This window comes from Microvirga sp. 17 mud 1-3 (genome assembly GCF_003151255.1).
Lineage (GTDB): Bacteria > Pseudomonadota > Alphaproteobacteria > Rhizobiales > Beijerinckiaceae > Microvirga.
The window spans coordinates 1,512,052-1,528,870 of sequence record NZ_CP029481.1; the positions used below are offsets into that span (position 1 = coordinate 1,512,052).

Annotated in this window: 13 protein-coding genes; 10 read left to right on the forward strand and 3 right to left on the reverse strand. The window is 60.6% G+C overall.

Translation table 11 applies throughout. The features are described 5' to 3' along the window. Nucleotides 1-42: 42 nt before the first annotated feature. Complete coding sequence (locus C4E04_RS07055; protein WP_109596185.1) at nt 43-1,371, reverse strand: NAD(P)H-dependent oxidoreductase; 1,329 nt, start codon at nt 1,369-1,371, stop codon at nt 43-45. A gap of 608 nt (nt 1,372-1,979) precedes the next feature. Here C4E04_RS07055 and C4E04_RS07060 point away from each other — a divergent pair. The 5 genes from C4E04_RS07060 to ptsP all read left to right on the forward strand — a co-directional run bounded on the left by C4E04_RS07060 (nt 1,980) and on the right by ptsP (nt 6,728). Further along, nucleotides 1,980-2,405 carry a transcriptional regulator GutM gene (locus C4E04_RS07060; RefSeq protein ID WP_162559307.1) on the forward strand — a complete coding sequence of 142 codons (426 nt, stop codon included), beginning with the start codon at nt 1,980-1,982 and terminating at the stop codon, nt 2,403-2,405. Nucleotides 2,406-2,458: 53 nt separating this feature from the next. Then, entirely contained in the window at nt 2,459-3,256 is a 798-nt protein-coding gene (locus C4E04_RS07065) for a PTS glucitol/sorbitol transporter subunit IIC (protein WP_109596189.1), read from the forward strand. 21 nt (nt 3,257-3,277) lie between these two features. Beyond that, the gene (locus tag C4E04_RS07070) at nt 3,278-4,297 is read left to right on the forward strand and encodes a PTS glucitol/sorbitol transporter subunit IIB (RefSeq protein ID WP_109596191.1); all 1,020 of its coding nucleotides are present in this window, start codon (nt 3,278-3,280) and stop codon (nt 4,295-4,297) included. A gap of 15 nt (nt 4,298-4,312) precedes the next feature. Further along, on the forward strand, nt 4,313-4,699 hold the full coding sequence (locus C4E04_RS07075; RefSeq protein ID WP_109596193.1) for a PTS glucitol/sorbitol transporter subunit IIA: 387 nt from the start codon (nt 4,313-4,315) through the stop codon (nt 4,697-4,699). Nucleotides 4,700-4,772: 73 nt separating this feature from the next. Continuing rightward, complete coding sequence (ptsP, locus tag C4E04_RS07080; protein WP_245416263.1) at nt 4,773-6,728, forward strand: phosphoenolpyruvate--protein phosphotransferase; 1,956 nt, start codon at nt 4,773-4,775, stop codon at nt 6,726-6,728. Between the two features lie 34 nt (nt 6,729-6,762). On the opposite strand, the gene C4E04_RS07085 is transcribed toward ptsP, so the two are convergent. Further along, nucleotides 6,763-7,797, reverse strand: a complete 1,035-nt coding sequence (locus C4E04_RS07085; protein ID WP_109596196.1) for a sugar-binding transcriptional regulator — start codon at nt 7,795-7,797, stop codon at nt 6,763-6,765. 181 nt (nt 7,798-7,978) lie between these two features. Between C4E04_RS07085 and C4E04_RS07090 the strand changes: the two genes are divergently transcribed. The 5 genes from C4E04_RS07090 (at nt 7,979) to C4E04_RS07110 (ending at nt 15,412) form a co-directional block, all read left to right on the forward strand. Continuing rightward, the gene (locus C4E04_RS07090; RefSeq protein WP_109596198.1) at nt 7,979-9,406 is read left to right on the forward strand and encodes a PTS galactitol transporter subunit IIC; all 1,428 of its coding nucleotides are present in this window, start codon (nt 7,979-7,981) and stop codon (nt 9,404-9,406) included. Between the two features lie 3 nt (nt 9,407-9,409). After that, on the forward strand, nt 9,410-9,871 hold the full coding sequence (locus C4E04_RS07095) for a PTS sugar transporter subunit IIA (RefSeq protein ID WP_109596200.1): 462 nt from the start codon (nt 9,410-9,412) through the stop codon (nt 9,869-9,871). 15 nt (nt 9,872-9,886) lie between these two features. After that, nucleotides 9,887-10,174: a PTS sugar transporter subunit IIB gene (locus C4E04_RS07100; protein WP_109596202.1), complete on the forward strand. Its 288-nt coding sequence runs from the start codon at nt 9,887-9,889 to the stop codon at nt 10,172-10,174. A 530-nt stretch (nt 10,175-10,704) separates the two neighbouring features. Continuing rightward, entirely contained in the window at nt 10,705-12,858 is a 2,154-nt protein-coding gene (locus tag C4E04_RS07105) for an EAL domain-containing protein (protein ID WP_109596205.1), read from the forward strand. 37 nt (nt 12,859-12,895) lie between these two features. Continuing rightward, nucleotides 12,896-15,412 (forward strand): ATP-binding protein, encoded by a 2,517-nt coding sequence (locus C4E04_RS07110; protein WP_109596207.1) that lies wholly within the window; start codon nt 12,896-12,898, stop codon nt 15,410-15,412. 114 nt (nt 15,413-15,526) lie between these two features. Here C4E04_RS07110 and C4E04_RS07115 read toward each other — a convergent pair whose 3' ends face one another. After that, nucleotides 15,527-16,483: a crotonase/enoyl-CoA hydratase family protein gene (locus C4E04_RS07115; RefSeq protein WP_109596209.1), complete on the reverse strand. Its 957-nt coding sequence runs from the start codon at nt 16,481-16,483 to the stop codon at nt 15,527-15,529. Between the last annotated feature and the right edge of the window lie 336 nt (nt 16,484-16,819).

Here is a 16,819-nt window from a genome sequence, read left to right on the forward strand (position 1 = left end):
CTCGGCAGGTTGGGCAGGCAGCATGAGGCCGCCCGTTCGTTCTCAGGCGACTTCAGCGAACCGCGCATCCGCTTCATCGAGGCGGCGGCGAATCTGGGTGACGACGAAGGACTCGTCCGGCTGGCAATTCGTATAGGTGAGGCGCTCACCCGCCTTGATCGGCTTCACAACCTTGGCGCGCTCCGAGAGGCCGAGCGGCAGGGCGCGCTCGCTGCGTGCATCGCTCCAGGTCATGGCGAAGCCGCGATAGTCCGTCTCGCCGATCTTGCCCAGAGTTTCGCCCGGCTGGAGATCGCGCTTGGCGACCGAGACACATTCCGCGACCGGATGGTCGAGAGGCTGCATGTCGGGCCTCCCGAAAGCGACGGCTCGCGCGGCGGAGAGCGGCGTCTCGAGGCTGGTCAGGTGATAGGGGCGGAGGATCGAGAAGCATGGGCCAGGGCCCACCTTAAGGTCGACCATGCGCTCAAGGACGCGGGGATGCCTCGGCTTTACGATGCAGAAGACGCCCGGCGCGACTCCCTTGCCGATCGAATAGTCGACGACGCCCGAACGGTTGAGAATGCCGCCGTCCTCTTTGGTGCACAGCACCTGCGCCAGCTGCTCGCGCGTGGCGGTGGGGCCGTGCATGCCGGGAACGTCCGGCACAAGCCCGGTGGCGTTCGCGACCGCAACCATCTCGACCATGGTCTTGGTACCGTCCACGAACTCCACCAGCATGCGCGCATTCATGTTGCGCGCCCGGGCCTCCTCCTCATAGTCGGCCGGCATGGCGTCGAACTTGAGCGGATTGTTCTTGCCTTTGCCGGCAGCCACCACTTCGAAGCCGAGGCTCTGGGCGAAGCTGAGGATTTCCAGCGTACAGGCCGGCTCGTCACCGGCGGCGCCCGTGTAGACGACCCCGGCCTTGCGGGCCTCTTCCTTGAGGAAGCGCCCGACCGTGATGTCGGCTTCCACGTTCAGCATGACCACATGCTTGCCGTTCTTCATCGCCTCGAGGGCGAAGAGCGTGCCGATATTGGGATTGCCGGTGGCGTCGATCACCACATCGATCCGCCCGGCCGCGCAAAGGGCGTTGATGTCTTCCGTGATGGCAACCTTGTTGGCCTCGATGGCGCGGTCAATGTCGGAGGCCGTGGAGGCGTTCACAACGTCATCGAGCGCATGGCCGGCCAGGAGGGCCGCATCCCGTGCCGCCTGCGGGCGAACTTCGGAAATGGCACCGATGCGCACGCCGGGCATGAGCGCGACCTCGACGACGATGTCGGTGCCCATCTGGCCCGCGCCGGCCAAGCCGATCGTGATCGGTCCCGACTTCTCCATCCGAGCGGCAAGCTCAGCTGCCAAACCCAGTTGCGCGATCCGCGGCATCGAACTGACCTTTCCCATTGAAGAGCGATGTCAGAAGGCTAGAGAACTTTTGTGTGTCGGTCAAACAATATGTACATTCTGAGAGCGCCATCCCTGCGATATTGCAGGCCTCAGAGACCTCCTGGTCTACCTCAAAGCCTGATCCTCATGGCCTGGCCATGGCTCCACAGTACGAAAGAACTATGCGGGGATGCCTATCGGTCACCTACTAAGCCAAGGTCTCGCTCGGACAATGCACAGCTTAAGACCGCGCCTCTGCCTGTGTCTGATTCAGATGGCGGCCCACCCAGGGCCCTGATCGACCCGCCAGGGATCGAGGCCGTGTGTGCGAAAGGGTCCGTGCAGTTCGGGACGAGATGAATTTCCAGCTCGTTGGCCCCCTACGCGTCACTGTCCAGTGGATTCATCAAGTGAGGGCTATGCTGGACACTCAACGCCAGTCACACTGTTCAGAGATGCCTTTCCCGGCTTCTCTCGCCGGCCTTGTGTACATATTGACATAAAAGGTGGCAAATGTTCTCCTCTGAAAATTGGCCTAAATGGCCGCGAAGGCCGACCATGCAGAGAGAACGTCTTGTTCGCCTGCGTGTTCAAGCTGGAGGTGGGTGATGCCCCTATGGCAGATCGGATTGCTGCTGCTCGGCGTGGTCTGGCTCCTTCAGGCCGTCGGGACCTGGCTGCAGATGCGGCATTACCGCGAGGTCATGAGCTCCATCGGAGGCAAGTGGACCGACGGGTATCTGGGTGTCGGCAATGCCCGCGCCAGCCTCGGGCGAGGCGTCATTCTCATGCTGGTTCTTGGTCCGGACGACACGATCCGGGATCTGCTCGTCATGGAGGGGAGGAGTGTCTTCGCCAAGTTCGAGCGGCTGAGCCAGTATCAAGGCCGCAATGTCGGCAGCCTCCTTGAGGACGAGTCCTTTACAGGAAGGCGCGGGCGCAGGCAGGCCCTGGAACAGGCATTGCAGCAAATCGCCAGCGCAAAAGCTAGGAAGTCCGAGGTTCCGGCTCTGCCGGATCAGCAGCCGGCATGAGCCCGGCCGCATAATATAAGACGAGGCTTAGCCTTACGTCAGAGGGAGGAAACATGACAATCCTTGCCACGATGGCTCAGCACATCGATGTGATTGGTGAAGGTCTTCACCACGCATCGCTGAGTGCAAGCCACGCCGTCCACAGCCTGGGCATGGCTGCGGCAGACGGCGCACATGCAGGCCACGCCGCGGGACAGGCATCCGGCGACATGATCGTTCTCGCCCAGAACACAGCTCCCGCGGCTCCGGGCACGGCAGCGGACTTCGCGAACCGGGTGAAGAACGTCGCTCAGGAGGAGCAGCTTGGGTGGCTCTCCACAATCGGCCGCCATTTCATCGGCGTGTTCCAGCAGGGCGGTCAGGTCTTTACCGGATTTGTCACGGGCATCATCCCGACCCTGATCGTCCTGATGACGGCATTCTATGCCGTTACAGAAATCGTCGGCGAGCAGCGGGTGCACGGATTGGCGCGCGCAGCAGGACGAATTGCGCTGACCCGCTACACGGTCCTGCCCGTCATGGCGATGTTCTTCCTCACCAACCCCATGGCCTATACGTTCGGGACCTTCCTCGAGGAGAGGCACAAGCCGGCCTTCTACGATTCGGCGGTGTCGTTCTGCCATCCCATCACGGGCCTCTTCCCCCACGCTAATGCGGGCGAGTACTTCGTGTGGGGCGGTGTCCTGGTCGCTCTCCAGCAGCTTGAGGCTGCCGGGAAATTACCCTCCGGCTGGCATGTCAATCTTGCCGTCTGGTACTTCATCGTCGGCGTCGTGGTGATCTTCATCAGAGGCATCGTGACGGAAAAGATCACGCAGATCATGGCTCGCCGCGAAGGCGTGAAGCTCTGAGCGGAATGTGGGAGGAGTGCCATGACAAAGACATACAGAGCCGTACGTATCAATCACGGATCGGGTGGCTGGGGCGGCCCGCTGGTCATCAAGCCGACGGCGCAGAAGGATAAGATCGTCGCCGTTACCGGTGGCGGAATTCCCCCGCTGGCCCAGAAGCTCGCCGATATGACCGGCGCGACCGTCGTCGACGGCTTCCGGGCACCGCCCGTCGAGGGCGAAATCGCCGCGGTGGTGATCGATTGTGGCGGAACCGCGCGATGTGGCGTCTATCCGCGCAAGCGTATTCCGACCGTGAACCTGACGCCCGTCGGGCAATCAGGACCGCTGGCTCAGTTCATCACGGAGGACATTTACGTCTCCGGCGTGAAGGAGGCCAACCTGTCCTTTGCGGATGACGAGGATATTCCGGCGCCTGCTTCCGCCGGCGCGAGCGACCTGTCGCCGTCGGTCGGCGAGGCTGCGGCCGAAGCCCGGTCGGACATGGCGCATTCCACCGCGCCTGCCAGCGGCTTCATCGGCATTGTGACCAGCGTCGGCCGCGTCATGGGCCGAGCCGTCGCGATCTTCTTCAACGCGGGCCGCCGGACAATCGATCAGGTGATCCGTAACGTGCTGCCGTTCATGGCCTTCGTGACCATGCTCATCGGCATCATCCTGTATACCGGCATTGGCGACCTGCTAGCCCAACCCATGGGGCCGCTCGCCAACAACATTATCGGCCTTGTCATCCTTGCGGCCATCTGCGGCTTGCCGTTCCTGTCGCCCGTGCTCGGGCCCGGGGCCGTCATCGCGCAGGTGATCGGCGTCGCGATCATCGGTCCGCAGATCGCCAACGGAACCATTGCGCCCGCAATGGCTCTGCCGGCGCTCTTTGCCTATAACGCCCAGGTCGGCTGCGACTTCGTACCCGTCGGTCTGGCCCTCGGAGAAGCCAAACCGAAGACGATCGAGATCGGCGTCCCGGCAGTTCTGCTCAGCCGTCAGATCACCGGGCCCATCGCGGTTCTGGTCGCCTACGGAGCGAGCTTCTTCCTCTAAACAGAAAAGAGACCCATGACAGTTTTCTACCAGACGAAGATCACGGATGTCGGTCCTGAAGTCGCCGAACTGATCGAAGGCGGCGTCCTGATCCTCTACGCGGTGGGGGCTCCGCCGGAGCTGGCCGAGGTATCGGTGCTGCACAAAGTTGAGACCGGACCCACTGTAGAGGCTCCGCCGGTTGGAGCAGAGCTTCGCATTGGTGACGTCTCGGCAGCGTTGACGGCTATCGGTGAGCTGGCATGGAAGAAAGTTGCGGATATCGGCCACGTCGTGATCAATTTCGACGGGGCCGATACCGCTGGCCGGCCGGGAGAGCTCTGCGCCTCCAAGGTCGATGCCGCCATTCTGCTCAAAGCCCTTGCGCCAGGAGCCGCGATCGCGATCCGATCCGCCGCTTAACGAGCGAACGCTGATTCATTTGAGAGTTTATGCGGCGCTCCGCGCGCCGCCTCTGATTCATTGGAGAAGAGCGATGCAGATCGAGCGAGCCGTTTGCGTCAGAGTTCGCGACGGCCTTCATGCCCGTCCCGCGACACAGTTCGTCAAGCTCGCGAAAAGCTTCCAGTCCGATATCGAGATTGTCCGAGACGGACAGGGTGTCAATGCGAAGAGCTCCGTCAAGCTGATGCTTCTCGGCATCAAGGAGAATGATGAACTCGTTCTGCGTGCAAGCGGCGAGGATGCCGCCACGGCCATGGATGCGCTCAGCCGTTTCATGGAGACGCCGGACGCAGGGTTGGACGTTGGAGCGCCAGACGCGCATGCGTCAGCTGCTCCCTCACAGGAAACCAGGCCACCGAAACCATCCTTGTCGGAAGAGCCACGAGGCATTCCGGCGAGCGAAGGGACGGCCTTGGGGCCCGTCCACCACTTCTTCCACGATCCGTTGAAGGTCGAGCGACGCCAAGTGCATCCGGACCAGATCGAGGCGGAAATCCTGCGCTACGAGGAGGCTGTCGCACGGACGGCTTTGGTCCTTGCGGAGGAGCGCAAACGGGCGGACCTCAAGCCAGAGGATCTTCAAATCATCAATGCGCTGATCGACGTGGCGCACGATGCGGAACTCGTCGGGCAGGTGAAGGGCAGGATCGGGAGCGGTGAGGATGCTGTCTATGCGACCCTCGCGGCCGGAGATGATCTTGCCCGCTCCTTCGAAGCCATGAGCGATCCTTACATAAGGGCCCGTGCCGAGGATATCAGAGGCATTACGAGAAATGTGGCCCTGACGCTGCTTGGACGCCGCGAAGCAACGCTCGCGGATGTGGCGGAGGGCGCAATCATCGTAGCGGAGGAGATCAGTGCCTGGGATTTCGCGAAGGCGCCGATCGGACGCATTGCGGGACTTCTCTGCACCAAAGGGTCTTCGACCTCGCATATCGCCATTATGGCGCGCACCCACGGCCTTCCGGCTGTGCTCGGGTATCCCGGTTCCGTCGAGGCGCTCCGCAGAGCGAAGACCGCTGCGATCGACGGCCATACGGGCGAGGTGGTGCTGGATCCGTCGGAATGGGTAGTAGCGACCTTCCGCGCTCGGATCGACAAGGAGGCGGAGGCCCGCGCACAGCTGGCGCGCTATTCTCACATGGAGCCGCGAACCCGTGACGGAACGCTGATCGAGGTTGCGGCCAATCTCGGCTCCCTCAGCGAGATCGACGCTGCTCTGAAGGCCGGTGCCATGGGCGTCGGGCTGTTCCGCACGGAGCTCCTTTTCATGGAGCGCAAGGTGCTGCCGACGGAGGATGAGCAGGCGGACATCTATACCGAGCTCGCGCGCGCGTTCGCGCCGCATCCGGTCATCGTCCGCACGCTCGATATCGGCGGCGATAAGCCGATTGCGGGTATTGATTTTCCCGAGGAAGCCAATCCCTTCCTGGGCTGGCGCGGAATTCGCATGTGCCTGGACCGGCTCGATATCTTCCGGCCGCAACTGAAGGCTCTCCTGCGGGCCGCGACCGTCGGCAACATCAAGATCATGGTACCCATGATTTCCGACGTATCGGAGCTCAAAGCCGTGAAGGCGCTGCTGGATGAGTGCAGAATGGAACTACGGAACCAGGGAATTCCATACGGGGATGCTGAGCTCGGTGTCATGATGGAAACGCCAGCAGCCGCCCTCGGGGCCGACGAGCTGGCGGCCGAGGCGGACTTCTTCTCGATTGGGACCAATGACCTGACCCAATACATTATGGCGGCAGACCGCCTGAACGCTCGCCTCGTCAATCTTAACCGGGCGGATCACCCCGCTGTGATGAAGGCGATCGACCTCATCTGCCAGGCAGCGAAGGGAGGTGGGATCTGGGTCGGTATCTGCGGAGAGGCCGCGGCCCGCGAGGACCTGATCCCGGAATTCGTCCGTATGGGCGTCACCGAACTGAGCATGAGCCCGGCCTCGATCCCGAGAGCCAAGAAGCGCATCATCGAGTTGTGAGTTCCCTCTCGGACCGGGAGGCCCGGTTCGGGACCTATGAAAGCTGAGAGGGCGGTACGCCGACAGCCGAGAGCACAGAAGCGGCCGTGACTTCATCCGTGATGAAGACCGTCGGCTTCACCATGCGAATGGCACCGATGATCGCATCGATCTTGCTTGGCCCCCCAGAGGTCAGAATCCGGTTCGGCGCTCCCGCGAGGCTTTCGACCGGAATGGCCATGACGCGCTCGTTCACGGGATGATCGACGAGGCGGCCGTCGAGGCCGTAGAAGAAGTAGAGCAGGTCGCCAACGGCGCCCTCTTTAATCAGCTCCAGCCGATCCTGTTCGGAGAAATAGCCGAACCGATAGGCGGTGGCGTCCGGGTTCATGCCACCGACGCTCAGTAGCACCGCATCGAGCGAGCGTCCTACTTCGAAGATCTCGGACAGGCCGCATCGCTCGATGAGGGCGTGCTTAGTCTCGACGCTGTCAACCAGAGCCGGGGCAGGGAGCAGGAAGCACTCCGACTGGAGAAGCCTGGAGAACTGCCATGCAAACTCGGTCGGGTTGTACTGCTTGGCCTTCACGATGCCTCCCAACAGGGAGACGACGGAGATATCGGGGATCTGGCGGTCACTGATGAAAGCAAGCGATTGCAGCAGGGTCTTGCCCCAGCCGACGCCGATCTTCATGCCCGGCTGCAAGAACTCGGAAATGAACTGTCCCGTGGCCGCTGCAATCGTACGGGTGGGGTCAGCATCCTTGGACGAGACGGGAGCCACGATGACCTCCCCGATGCCGAAAGCTCTCTCTAGTGCCATCTCAAGCGACGTCAGTTCAGAGACGGCACGGCTGAGGGTGATGCGGACCTCATGGAGGTTCCGTGCATCCGACAGAAGCCGCACGACGGTCACGCGACCGATGCCCAGGGCGTCTGCAATCGCGCTCTGAGTCATCTCTTCGACGTGGTACATCCAGGCGGCACGAAGCCTGAGCCGGTCCGATCGACGGCCAACGGGCATGGGAGCAGTGTCGGTATCGGCTGACGCAGCAGCGGCGTTTTTCTTTCGCGCTTTGTTCTCGGTCATGGCAGATTTCTAGCCTGGGCTCGCAAGAAATACAACGGCGAGTACTTCAGCTGAACATATTGCGCAGTAGATAGACGAATGATCTAATCAATTCTCTAGAGCCGGATATCCGGTCCGCGCATGTCGCTAACCGGTCAAAGAACGCCGGGTGGTAAATGGAGCCAGTCGGGAGGAAGAGGCCATGGACGGCATACTGACAGCCTTCAAAGGTGTCGTGGATACCCTCGGTGCAACGGTTTTGCTGCCGATCATCATTTTCATCATTGCGCTGGTGCTCGGTGCGCGTCCAGGCAGGGCGTTTCGGGCCGGCCTGACCATCGGCATTGCCTTCATCGGCATCAATCTCGTGCTGGGGCTGATGCTGACCACCCTTGGCGAAGTCGCCCAAGCCATCGTCAAGAATACCGGGATGCAGCGGGACATTGTGGATGTCGGCTGGCCTTCCGCGGCGGCCATCGCGTTCGGGTCGTCCGTCGGCCTGTGGGTGATCCCCATCGGCATCATCGTCAATATCGCCCTGTTGCTCGTAGGCCTGACACGAACGCTCAATGTTGACGTCTGGAATTTCTGGCACTTCGCCTTTGTAGGCTCGCTCGTGGTCGCCGCGACCGGGAGCCTGGGCTACGGCCTCGCGGCAGCTGCCCTTATGGCAGCCCTGGCGCTCGTGCTTGCGGACTGGACCGCCAAGGGCGTGCAGCGCTTCTATGGGGTGCCCGGGGTGTCAGTGCCTCACCTCGCGTCTGCGCAGATCGTGCCGATCGCGATCGTCCTGAACTGGATCATGGATCGCATTCCCGGCATCAACACCATCCAGCTTGATACCGATACGGTGCAGAAGAGGCTCGGCGTCTTCGGCGAGCCGATCGTCCTCGGTCTCGTCATCGGCCTGGTGCTCGGCTTCGCGGCCTACTACAACGCCGGCGATGCAGGCACCGTCCTCTCGAAGGTCCTGAAGACCGGCATCAATCTGGCGGCCGTGATGCTGCTGCTGCCAAGAATGGTCAAAATCCTCATGGAGGGCCTTATCCCGGTTTCCGAAGCGGCACGGGAATTCGTGCAGAAGCGGGCCGGCGACCGGGAGATCCATGTGGGCCTGGATTCGGCGATCCTGATCGGCCACCCGGCCGCGATCGCCAGTTCTCTCGTCCTGGTGCCGGTTGCGATCGTGCTGTCAATCATTCTTCCGGCAAACCGGATCATTCTGTTCGCGGACCTCGCGGTTATTCCGTTCGTCGTTGCCATGACGGCTCCGATCGTCAACGGAAACGTCTTCCGGATGATCGTCATCGGGGCGATTACACTGACGGTCGGCTTCTACGTAGGCATGGCACTGTCGCCGCTCATGACATCGACCGCGCAGACGGCAGGGTTCCAGATCCCGGCCAACGCGACGCTCATCACAAGCGTCGTCGACGGCTTCCTCTACATCCCCTACCTCGTGATCAGTGCCATTTCGGCGCTGGGCTGGCTCGGTGTCGGGCTGGTTCTCGTTGCGGTCGCGGCTCTCCTCTTCGGCTTCCGGTCTGCACCGCGGGCATGGGAGCGCATGGCCGGGGCCGAGCCGACGGAGCCCGTCATCCAGACCCGCGCCACAATGCCGGCGGAGTAGGGCATGGCTGTCGATTTTCGATCGATCCTCTCTCCCCAGGCCATGTGCCTGGGGATATCGGCCAGATCATCAGACGAAGTGATCAGGCTTTTGGGAGAGCGGCTCATTGCTCTCGGAAAGGTCAAGGCTGATTACCCGGATGCGCTGATCTCCCGTGAGAGCACCATGCCCACCGGACTGCCTCTCGGCACGATCAACGTAGCCGTTCCCCATTCCGATCCTGTGCATGTCGTTGCTCCGGCCATCGCATTGGCCACTCTGGAAGAGCCCGTCTCCTTTGGCAGCATGGATGACCCTGAGGACAGAATTCCAGTCCAGATTGTCATTGCCCTGGCATTGACCGACAAGGATGCGCAGATCGAAATGCTGCAGGCCGTTGCAGGCTTTATCCAAAACCCGGGAGCTCTGGCCGCCCTTGCCGAGGCAAGGACGCCCGAGGAGGCATTCTCGGCCCTTCCAACCTGAAAAGTGAGTTTTTCTATGGCTCAGCCCAAAGTCGTTCTGGTCGCCTGCGGAACAGCGGTCGCAACATCAACCGTCGTTGCGCTTGCAATCGAGGAGGCCATGGCGGAACGGGGTATTCCTGTCGTGATCCGCCAGTGCAAGGCAACTGAGGTTCGCAGCATGGTTGCCGATGTCGACATCGTGGTTGCGACGACTCCGGTGCCAGACGATCTTGGCAAGCCGACATTCAAGGGCCTTCCGTTCCTCACCGGTATCGGAAAGAGCCAAGTGCTGGACGATATTGAGAAGGCGCTGCGGAGCTAACCGGTTAAGACGCTTACCGGGACGCTGTGAACCCGCCGTCCCTTCCTGGATGCAAGGGAAGGAGACTGCGTAAGGTATGGATGCGGACCTGCATCCGTGTGGGTCGGTGATAGCCTGATCTATTTTCGTCGGTGACCAAACGGGCTCCCTGTCATCACATCGGGGTTTGGAGCTCGGTGTATGGGTTAAGCTTGTGGAACTGCAGGCGTGCTGCCGAGCTGCCGAGCTTTATGTATCGACGTATCGTTGCGATGAAGGAAGGCATTCATTGCCCACCTTCATATCGTCCTGAGCCCACATGAGCTGATGCGACCTTCAAAGGCGAGCCGGTTCCAGATAGGATGGCGATGTTTGAGCCATTCTACACTAATCAGTTACCATGGATGGATCAGGGTCATCCAAAGACATGGCGGATGCATGATCGAATGTGCGGCGCGACCTATCTATAAGGCTCGCAACTATCGAGGACCACCAATCGTAACGGGATATCGTGAGATGTCCCGTTCTTCCTTTTAAAGGCGTAGTCAATCATGGCGTTGTTAGTCGTCGTGGACGATCAAGGCAGCAACCGGCGGATTTATTCCAAGCTGGCGAGCCTCGTTGACGAGGATGCTTCTGTTAAGACTTTTAGCAGCCCGTTCGAGATGCTGGACTGGGCAAAGACCCATACGCCCGATCTTGTCATCACTGACTTCAAGATGCCCGGCATGGACGGGGCCGACCTGACCCGTCGGCTGCGTGCGCTCCCCGACGTGGCAGAGGTTCCGATCATTGTCCTGACCGCATATGAGGACCGGAGCTTTCGTCTGAACGCCCTTGAGGCAGGGGCGACGGACTTCATGCAGACCCCCGTCAGCCACGACGAGTTCATCAGCCGCGCCCGGAATCTGCTGAGGCTGCGGCAGCAGCAGCAGAAGATCAGGCAAGAGGCCAGGAGACTCGAGCGTCGTCTTTGGGAGAGTGAAACCTCACGGCAAAAGGCGCTTCGTCATGGCCATGAGCAACTGGCACAGGTGATCGATACGGTTCCGGCGCTCATCAGCGCAACGAACCTCGACGGGCAGTGTGTCTTCGTCAATGCGATGTTCGCAGTCTATGCGAAAAGGGATCCTGCGGACTGTGTCGGTCTCAAGCCGTCTGACCTCCTGTCCGGGTCCGACTTGGAACGCAACAAGGCTGCGGAGGAGGCTGCCCGCACGCGCGGCCAAGTCAGCCCCGGGTTTGAGGAGCGGCTCCTCGATCCTGATGGCTTTCCCCGATCCTTCCTGACCACCAAGTCGCCACTCTTCAACGAGAGTGGATCGCTTATCGGGATTCTCACGACCTCGCTCGACATCACGGAGCAGAAGCAGGCACAGGAGCGCCTCCGTCACCTGGCCCAGCATGACGCTCTGACGGGCTTGCCGAACAGGACCTTTCTCAGCAACCGTCTGCAGGAAATTCTGGCAAGTCATGACAGCTCGGAGACGGGCCAGTTAGGCGCGCTTCACCTTCTGGATCTGGATCGATTCAAGAGCATCAACGATACGCTCGGTCATTCCTTTGGCGATCAGCTGCTGCAAGCCGTTTCGGGTCTGTTGCGGCCCCTGTGCGGTGTCGGTGTGACACTGGTACGCCTGGGAGGCGACGAGTTTGCATTGCTGCAGGAAGACATCACGGAAAGATGGGAGGCGGAGCAGCTCGCCTCCAGGATCATCTCCGCCTTGGCAAAGCCCATCAAGGTCGGCCAACGCTATGTGAATACGACTGCCAGCCTAGGCATCGCCTTCGTGGGGCGCGATGGATCCGACGTCAATGAGATCCTCAAGAATGCCGACCTTTCCATGTACCAGGCGAAATCCAAGGGCCGGAATCGATATCATGTCTTCTCCGAGGACCTGCGGGCTCGCATGGACGAGTTCGCATGGCTTGAGGCCGGCATCAGGGAAGCCCTCAAGCGAAACGAATTCGTCCTCCATTACCAACCGCAGCTGAACCTGCAGTCAGGCCAGATCATCGGTGTCGAGGCCTTGATACGGTGGCAGCACCCGGAACGCGGGCTGCTGATGCCCGGAGCGTTCCTGCCGGTTGCCGAGGAAAGTGGCTTGATGCCCGACATCTCGGACTGGGTGCTGCGGGCTGCCTGTCGGCAGCTGGCTGAGTGGCGAAGGCGGGGGATCGGAGAACTTCGTCTTGCCGTTAATATCTCTCCTTCTCAGTTTAACAGGTCGAAAACCTGGGAGAGCCTGAGGTCTATCCGCGACGAGATAGGCGATGATCTGGCTAAGCTGGAAATCGAGCTGACGGAAAGTGCTTTCGTCGACCAGATCGAAGATGCAGCGGGCAATCTCAGACTGCTTAAGGAGGCTGGGGTCAGTATTGCGCTCGACGACTTTGGGACCGGATTCTCTTCCCTGGGACTGGCGAAGGAGCTGCCGATCGATGCTCTGAAGATTGACCGTAGCTTTGTGTGCAATCTTCCCCACAGCAAGGCCGATGCGGCCATCACGCGCGCCATAATCCGGCTTGGCCATGGTCTGGATTTGCGTGTCGTCGCCGAAGGCGTTGAAAACGAGGAGCAGCTGGCCTTCCTTCGTCAGGAGGACTGTGACGAAATCCAGGGTTATTATTTCAGCAAGCCTTTGGCTGCCGAGGAGTGCCTGCAGCGCATTCTCCAACAGAACTCCGGCGGAACATCCGTCTGATATGGGCTCTGCCCATAGGCGATGATCAGGAGCGCGCGTGTTCGATTCAATCTCGCACTGGCGTCGATGGTTCCAAAACCGCCCTGATCGTGAGCATGAGATCACGATCAACCGGCAGATCATAAGCCTAGCCATCTTCGTCTATGTGTGGCTCATCATGCCCGGCTTTGCCGAGCAGACGTTTGAAGCACGGATGATCGCGCTGGCCTATCTGTGCGCGGCGTCTGTCCTGTCCATTCATCTCCTCGCCAGGCCCGGGATCTCGGTTGTCCGCCGCGTCGCGGCAATTGGCGTCGATCTTGGGCTTTTATCCATCGGCCTTTATGCCGGCGGAGAGTACGTCACCATCCTCTATCCGTTTTATTACTGGATTATCCTCGGCAACGGCTTCCGGTACGGCGTCAGGTATCTCTATTTTGGCACATTCGTCGGAGCGCTCGGCTTTCTGCTCGTCACCCAATCGGCGGAATACTGGTTGCAGAACCAGCCGCTGGGCCTCGGCCTTCTGGGTGGAGTGATCATCCTTCCTCTTTATGCCGCGACCCTCATCAGGAGCCTGTCGCAGGCACGTGAGCTTGCGGAGCAGGCCAACCGGGCAAAGACCCAGTTCCTGGCCAGTGTCAGCCACGAGCTACGAACCCCGCTCAACGCAGTCGTAGGGATGGCAGACCTTCTCAACGACACGTCGCTGCGTGCAGATCAGCGCGAAATGGTTGAAACCGTCAGGACATCATCGAAGGCGCTTCTTGCCCTCATCGACGACCTGTTGGATTTCGCCAGCATCGAAGCCGGCAAGATTACGATAAATTCGGCGCCGTTCCACCTGAGCCGGATGCTGTCGCAGGTACGGGAGGTCGCGTCCCTTCAGGCAGGAGCCAAAGGGCTTCGATTCCACCTTCATGTCACGCCGCGAACACCTTCTTTTTTGCTTGGAGACGAGCGTCGACTGAGAGAGGTTCTTCTCAACCTGATCGGCAATGCCGTGAAGTTCACCGAACAGGGCAGGGTGGACCTGTTCGTGGACGGCGCCCCGACCCGCAATCTGGTGTCGCTCCGCTTCGACGTGAGCGATACGGGGATTGGCATTGAGGCGAGCGCCCGAAGGCGGATTTTTGAGAGGTTTACCCAGGCCGACGAGACGATCCTGAATCGCTTCGGCGGAACGGGTCTCGGTCTTGCCATCTCCCAGCATCTCGTCCGCCTGCAAGGGGGCGAGATCACCGTCGAGAGCGTACCCGGCCGGGGAAGCACGTTCAGCTTTACGCTGCCGATGGCACTCTCCGATACCCAGGATGAACGTGAGGTCGATCTCCAGGACGTGGAGGTTGTCCTGCTTGGCGGCGATGACGATCAGCTGCGCTGGGTTGAGGAGCGGCTAGGCCAGGCTTGCGGCTCGGTTAGGAAATGCGAGGACGTTCTGCAGGCAGCGCGTATCCTCAAGTCTCCTACGGCGGGCCAAATCCAGCGGCGGATTGTTCTGCTCGTAGGGGACCGTGGCCTTGCGGTGATTTCCAGCGAAGGGCCGCTCAAGCTCGCCGAGATCGAGGCTGCCAATCCCTATGGGGTCTTTCTTGTTGGGGCTCCGTCGATGGATGCAACCCAGCCCGTCGTTAGGAAAAGCGTCTCGGCCGTCCTGAGCCGCGATGCCCTTCTCTCTGATCTAACGGCTGCGATGCGCTTCGTTAGGGGAGGGCAGGCCACCGTCGCCGTACGGCAGCCGCTGATCCGCCGACGCGAACGCAGCCTGCGCATTCTATTGGCCGATGACAACCGAGTGAACCAGAAGGTCATCAGTCGCATTCTGGAAGCGGGCGGCCATGAGGTCTCGCTCGTCGAGGATGGGGAGCAGGCCCTGGACAGCCTGGAGCGCCATAGCTTCGACCTTGTCGTAATGGACCTCAACATGCCTGTGATGGACGGTATCGAGGCGACCAAGCTCTACCGAATGGCATCCCTGGGGGAGCGCTATGTCCCGATTGTCGGTCTGACCGCGGATGCCACCCTATCTGCGGCATTGAGAGCGAAGGAGGCGGGCATGGATGCCTGCTTGACCAAGCCTGTCAGTGCTCCCGTTCTCCTCGATCGGATCGACGAACTCACGGCAGGCCAGCCGCAGGCGCAGCCCGTTCAAGTTCCTGAAGCTACTCAAGTAGCACCCCATCTCGGCAGTCACGATCTCGTCGATTTCGGAATGTTGGAGAACTTGAAGATTCTCGGGGGCGAGACCTTTCTGGAAGAAGTCATCTCCGCCTTCCTGACGGATGGTGGCGTCATTCTCGATCAACTCCAGGCCGCCGTGGATCGAGGCGACGTGCCCGGCTTCAACGAGCAGGTGCACGCTCTGCAAAGCGGGTCAGGCAATGTCGGTGTGCACGGCCTCGCCGAACGTTGCCGCCGTTGGCGGCCGAGATCGGCAAGTGATCTCAAGAACCATGGCGGCGAAATCGTCTCAGGATTGCGTTCGGACTTTGAAGCCGCACGTTCCATCTTCCTGCGAGATTATGTGAGCAAGCCCTTCTTGATCATAGACCGTCGCCCATCGGACGATCATTGAACGTCCTGGCAAGACAGAGAAATCCGTCTCGCCAAGAGTTGCAGTTCTCGCGGGATCCGCCGAACAGCGATTTTCGGGCGGTCATGGTTCGCGCGGGTTCAGGTGGCAGATGGATCATTCGGCGGCGATGAGCATTCCGGGAGCCGGTCCCAAATTGCAACGGCGATCCTGAGCGGATGCCAGGCGCTCCATCTTCCGCAGGTCGGAAGGTGTTAGCCGCAGGGCGGCCTCGACCCACGTGTCGGTCACGTGGCGGAGCTCTTCGAGCGTGATGGGAGAGACTTGGTGTCTCGCTTTGAAGACTGCCTGGAGAGCATTGTGGCGGCGCTGGTGTTGATGGACGTATTCCCTGACGGCCTCTTCGCCGTAACCATCTTCCGCGAGGATATCGACAAGCCCTTTCTGGTGCAGCTCCTCGGCGGTGTAGATCTTCCCGCTTAAGATCATCCGCTCCGCTTCGATCGCGCCGAGGCGGCGAGCGATGAGGCTGTAGGCGCCCATGCCCGGGAACAGGTTAAACAGGACCTCGGGCAAGCCGAACTTGGCGCTGCGCTCAGCAACAATGACATTGCAAGACAAGGCGGTCTCGAAACCGCCCCCCAGGGCATCTCCCTGTACCAGCGCAATCGTGACGACCGGATGCCCGTAGCTGCTGAGATTGTTGTAGATGATATCGACGCAGCTATATGCATAGGTCTGGAGACAAAGCCGCTGCTGCTTCCGAACGGCCTCCGCAAAAAGGCGAAGATCGCCACCGAGATTGAAGACACCCGGGGTACGGGAGCCAACGACGAGAAAATCGAACGGTCGCTCTGCTTCGGGGGTGTCCGAGAGCCGCTGACGCAGGAGGGTCTGCATGGCCGTAACGTCGCGGAGCAGACCAGGCGTGACGCTGGGTCTGTCCTCAGAGTTCAGATGGCACCAGAAAATCCGCTCCATCTCGTCGAGGGAAAGATCAAGATTGGCGTAAGTTGGAGTCCAATCCTGCTCGATGGGTCTGGGCAAGCGATGGGGCGAGAGGCCCTGCGAAAGCATAGGCCCGCTCTGATTGAAAGAATACTTCTTTTCCATGAGTTGCTCCTGTGTGTAGCACAATGCCGTCCACGCAAAGCGCGCTCGAAAGACTTGGGTTGCGTGGCGTTAATCTATTTTGCGCGTTCGGCAGGGAGGCGCAAAGCTTTGTTTTGAGGAGTGTCCACGGCGATAATGGGGAATTATATGTTACAATAAACCGTAGCATTTTGCGGTGTGTGCAGGCGTCGCGCGGGACAATGTTGCAACATGATTACGGATTCGGATTGGACTTGCCGGTTCACCACGCGTGGCCAGAGAACATTATCGCTTCGGTCGAACACTGAAGTTCATCGTGCGGATCAAACGAATTACAGTACGCGCGGAAGACCGAGC

Excerpts from the sequence above, each read along its gene's own strand:
- C4E04_RS07060 (WP_162559307.1), top strand. The coding sequence starts at position 1,980 with ATGCCCCTATGGCAGATCGGATTGCTGCTGCTCGGCGTGGTCTGGCTC.
- C4E04_RS07065 (WP_109596189.1), top strand. The coding sequence starts at position 2,459 with ATGACAATCCTTGCCACGATGGCTCAGCACATCGATGTGATTGGTGAA.
- C4E04_RS07085 (WP_109596196.1), bottom strand. The coding sequence starts at position 7,797 with ATGACCGAGAACAAAGCGCGAAAGAAAAACGCCGCTGCTGCGTCAGCC.
- C4E04_RS07095 (WP_109596200.1), top strand. The coding sequence starts at position 9,410 with ATGGCTGTCGATTTTCGATCGATCCTCTCTCCCCAGGCCATGTGCCTG.
- C4E04_RS07070 (WP_109596191.1), top strand. The coding sequence starts at position 3,278 with ATGACAAAGACATACAGAGCCGTACGTATCAATCACGGATCGGGTGGC.
- ptsP (WP_245416263.1), top strand. The coding sequence starts at position 4,773 with ATGCAGATCGAGCGAGCCGTTTGCGTCAGAGTTCGCGACGGCCTTCAT.
- C4E04_RS07055 (WP_109596185.1), bottom strand. The coding sequence starts at position 1,371 with ATGCCGCGGATCGCGCAACTGGGTTTGGCAGCTGAGCTTGCCGCTCGG.
- C4E04_RS07100 (WP_109596202.1), top strand. The coding sequence starts at position 9,887 with ATGGCTCAGCCCAAAGTCGTTCTGGTCGCCTGCGGAACAGCGGTCGCA.
- C4E04_RS07090 (WP_109596198.1), top strand. The coding sequence starts at position 7,979 with ATGGACGGCATACTGACAGCCTTCAAAGGTGTCGTGGATACCCTCGGT.
- C4E04_RS07115 (WP_109596209.1), bottom strand. The coding sequence starts at position 16,483 with ATGGAAAAGAAGTATTCTTTCAATCAGAGCGGGCCTATGCTTTCGCAG.
- C4E04_RS07105 (WP_109596205.1), top strand. The coding sequence starts at position 10,705 with ATGGCGTTGTTAGTCGTCGTGGACGATCAAGGCAGCAACCGGCGGATT.
- C4E04_RS07075 (WP_109596193.1), top strand. The coding sequence starts at position 4,313 with ATGACAGTTTTCTACCAGACGAAGATCACGGATGTCGGTCCTGAAGTC.